1 protein-coding gene and 3 pseudogenes are annotated in these 2,581 nt (G+C 62.7%); 2 read left to right on the top strand and 2 right to left on the bottom strand.

What is annotated here, in order from left to right:
- Together JSE7799_RS13315 and JSE7799_RS20580 are read left to right on the top strand one after the other, a co-directional pair.
- Positions 1 to 499: transposase (locus JSE7799_RS13315; protein WP_144431702.1), on the top strand; the 499-nt coding region annotated here is incomplete at its 5' end.
- A 289-nt stretch (positions 500 to 788) separates the two neighbouring features.
- Positions 789 to 905: pseudogene (locus tag JSE7799_RS20580) on the top strand (IS110 family transposase); the annotation flags it as partial.
- 147 nt (positions 906 to 1,052) lie between these two features.
- On the opposite strand, the pseudogene istB reads toward JSE7799_RS20580, so the two are convergent.
- Positions 1,053 to 1,819, bottom strand: a pseudogene (istB, locus tag JSE7799_RS13305) (IS21-like element helper ATPase IstB).
- Positions 1,816 to 2,343: pseudogene (locus JSE7799_RS13300) on the bottom strand (Mu transposase domain-containing protein); the annotation flags it as partial. The pseudogenes istB and JSE7799_RS13300, both read right to left, overlap by 4 nt.
- Positions 2,344 to 2,581 lie beyond the last annotated feature (238 nt).

Below are 2,581 nucleotides of genomic sequence, written 5' to 3'. Positions count from 1 at the left end.
TCAGAAGCTGCGCCGGTTCAAAACCTTCTCCTACGCGGCTCGGTCGTGGTCGAAACCCCGCCGCGTCATCGCCCGCGTCGAGGTTGGTCCCATGGGTCGGGACACCCGCTACATCGTCACCAACCTCGAGGGCGGTCGCGGTAAGCACCTTTACGAGAAGCTCTACTCCGCTCGCGGCCAGGCCGAGAACCACATCAAGGCGTGGAAGGCCCACCTCGCATCAGACCGGACGTCGTGCTCAAAGGCGAACGCCAGCCAGATGCGCCTGATGCTGCACGGCTGCGCCTACTGGGTCTGGTGGAAGCTTCGCGCGGCTTGCCCAAAACGTCCACCATGGCGCCGCGCCCAGTTCGATACGCTGCGGCTGCATCTCGTCAGACTGGCCGCCACCATCGTCGAAAAGAAGACCCGGATCATCGTGACCCTGCCGGCATCGTGTCCCCGAAAGGGACTTCTCCTCCTTCTCTTCGACGCCCTCGCCCCACCGAAAACAGCCTGACGCAAGCGCCCCGACAAACCCAGAAACATCAACCCGTATCGCCCAAGACCCAAGTCACCGGCCGGCATGCCAACCGGACGCAAACACCGGGTGCGCGCAAGAAAACCGAGACCGGGGAAACCATCCCACGGAGCACAAGTCCGCAGCTTCATGAATTATGCGGGTTAGGTGCCGAGAGAAGGGTCCGCAGGAAAGGTATATCGCTCAGATGGGCTTTGATGCTGTAACCGCCCCCGACGGCATCAACGTGCCAAGGTGGAATCGCAACAATCCATTTTCGGAGGCGGTCATGTCGGAGATTACCACGGTCGGATTGGATCTCGCGAAGAATGTGTTCCAGGTCCACGGTGCTGACGCCAGAGGCAGCGTGGTCTTTCGCAAGAAGCTCAGAAGGGCCGCGATGCTGGTGTCAACGGCGGAGTAAAAACCGGCCACGCGGCGGCGCAAAACCAGGCCAGCGACAGGGCGCCAAGCGCCATGGCGCGCGCGCTTGCCGCATAGCTGGCGCGTGCCATGGCGCATTGGCCCGCAGGGCCAATCCTGTGGCGGGTGATCAGGTTCTGGCTTGGGCCTTTCGGGCGCGGCTTTGGCCGAGCCGATAGCTGTCGCCGTTCATCTCGAGGATGTTGACGTGGTGTGTCAGCCTGTCGAGCAGTGCGCCGGTCAGGCGTTCGGTGCCGAAGGTTTCGGTCCATTCGTCGAACGGCAGGTTGCTGGTGATCATCGTGGAGCCGCGCTCATAGCGCTGCGAGATCAGCTCGAACAAGAGCTCTGCGCCGGTCTTGCTCAGCGGCACGAAGCCCAGTTCGTCGATGATGAGCAGCTTGACGGCGGCCTGCTGCTTTTGCAGGCGGAGCAGACGGCGCTCGTCGCGCGCCTCCATCAGCTCGTTGACTAGGGTCGCGGCGGTGGTGAAGCTGACCGACAGCCCTTTCTGGCAGGCGGCCAACCCCAACCCGAGGGCAACATGGGTCTTGCCCGTGCCGCTCGGGCCGAGGGCGATGACGTTCTCGCGCCGATTTATCCACTCACACCGGGCAAGCTCCAGCACCTGCATCTTGTTGAGCTTCGGGATCGCCTTGAAGTCGAAGCTGTCCAGGCTCTTGGTGGCCGGGAACTTCGCGGCCTTGATGCGGCGCTCGATCATTCGCCGCTCGCGGTCGATCAGTTCCAGCTCGACCAGACGCGCCAGGAACTGGACATGATCCAGCCCCTCGGCGGCGCACTGGCGGGCGAGCTTTTCATACTCCCGCGAGGCAAGGTAGGCAGCTTCAACGTCTTCAGATGCTCCGCGAGCAGGATCTTCGGGGTGTCGGTCATGCCGCATCCTCCGACAGCAGAGACATGTAGCTGGCCGCCGAGGTGGTCGCGACATCGGCACGCGGCAGGTAGGGGTAGACGTCGAGGTCGAGCTTCGGCGGCCGCCTCTCGACCTGACAGAGAACGAGGTGCTTGACCGCATCGAAGCCGACCGCGCCCAGTTGCAGGGCCTTCTTCACGGCGGCATGGAGATCGACGATGTCGAAGGTCTCCAGAAGGCGCAGAACCTGGACATACTCGCGGCGTCCCGCCTTGATCATCCGCGCTTCCATCAGGCGGCGCAGGGTCGCAAACTCCGGCGGCAAGTCCCATTCCGCCAGAGGTGCTGCCTGATCCAAAGCGTTGATCTTGCGCTCGATTAGCGGCAGGTAATGCATTGGATCAAAGACCATGTCCTCGCGACCGTAGCAGCGGGGATGGCGTGCGATGACTTCACCACCGCAGCCGATAACGACCTGATCGACATAGCCCCTGATCCAGACGTCGCGGTGGCCGTAAGCAACCGGCACGGAATAAGGTACTGTACCCTCAGGTCTGGAAATTCGCTTGAGACGCGGGGCGTGAGCTCGTGCTGGGGCGCCTCCAGCACAAGCTGCCCATTCTGGTATTCCATGGCCTTGCAACACAACCATGGAGAAGAACGAATGGACAGGCGGAAGGATACGGCGCTTGAGGCGGTCTTGGAACAGTTGATCGAGCACGGGCCCGGCGAGATCGCATCGGTGTTCGCGCGGGCTTTCGAGCTGGCGATGCAGATCGAAC

The sequence above is a fragment of the Jannaschia seosinensis genome (assembly GCF_001408515.1).
Taxonomy (GTDB): Bacteria; Pseudomonadota; Alphaproteobacteria; order Rhodobacterales; family Rhodobacteraceae; genus Jannaschia; species Jannaschia seosinensis.
The sequence above is the reverse complement of the archived record's forward strand: the minus strand, read 5'-3'. Positions and strand labels throughout refer to the sequence as shown.